This window comes from Hydrogenophaga defluvii (assembly GCF_042665235.1).
Classification (GTDB): Bacteria; Pseudomonadota; Gammaproteobacteria; order Burkholderiales; family Burkholderiaceae_C; genus Hydrogenophaga; species Hydrogenophaga defluvii_A.
The window spans coordinates 1-814 of record NZ_JBHTBZ010000002.1; the positions used below are offsets into that span (position 1 = coordinate 1).

Here is an 814-nt window from a genome sequence, read left to right on the forward strand (position 1 = left end):
AGATGTTCGGCATGGCGCAGGCCGTCTCCGAGTTGGCCGAGCAAGGCGCGCCGGCCTTCGAGGCCGCGCAGCCGATGCTCTCCCAGCTGCTCAAGGCTGAGACGGCCGAGCGCGAAGTGCGGGCCGTGGCCTACCAGCTCAAGCAGGCCAGGCTACCGGCGTACCGGGACTTGGCAGGCTTCGACTTCAGCAACAGCGAGGTGAACGAAGCCCTGGTGCGTCAGCTGCACCGCTGCGAGTTCATGGACAGGGCTGAGAATGTGGTGCTGGTCGGCGGCCCGGGCACCGGCAAGACGCACTTGGCCAGCGCCATCGGGGTACAGGCCGTCGAGCACCATCGGCGCCGGGTGCGTTTCTTCTCCACGGTCGAGCTGGTCAACATGCTTGAGCAAGAGAAGGTCTGCAACAAAAGTGGCCAGATGGCACACCGCTTGGCCCACATGGACATGGTGGTGCTCGACGAGCTCGGCTATCTGCCCTTCAGTGCAACGGGCGGCGCCTTGCTGTTCCACTTGCTCAGCAAGCTATACGAGCGCACAAGTGTGGTCATCACGACGAACCTGAGCTTCAGCGAATGGGCCAGCGTATTCGGCGATGCCAAGATGACCACAGCGCTCCTGGACCGCCTCACCCATCACTGTCATATCCTTGAGACCGGCAACGACAGCTACCGGTTCAAGAACAGCTCTGCTCAACCCATCAAGAAGGAGTCCAAACCCAAGAAGTTATCCACACCGTGAGCCCCTCAGGGCTCTATCCAGGGTGGGTCAATATTGGATGGAAACGGTGGGTCAGAATTCGGTGGAAATCAACA

1 protein-coding gene is annotated in these 814 nt (G+C 61.2%); it reads left to right on the plus strand.

Translation table 11 applies throughout. The annotated features are described in order from the left end of the window. Positions 1 to 2: 2 nt before the first annotated feature. Positions 3 to 740 (plus strand): IS21-like element helper ATPase IstB, encoded by a 738-nt coding sequence (gene istB / locus ACFQU0_RS00030; RefSeq protein WP_382197522.1) that lies wholly within the window; start codon positions 3 to 5, stop codon positions 738 to 740. Positions 741 to 814 lie beyond the last annotated feature (74 nt).

What these genes read in the sequence shown, in the direction of transcription:
- istB (WP_382197522.1), top strand. Translation starts at nt 3, where the DNA reads ATGTTCGGCATGGCGCAGGCCGTCTCCGAGTTGGCCGAGCAAGGCGCG.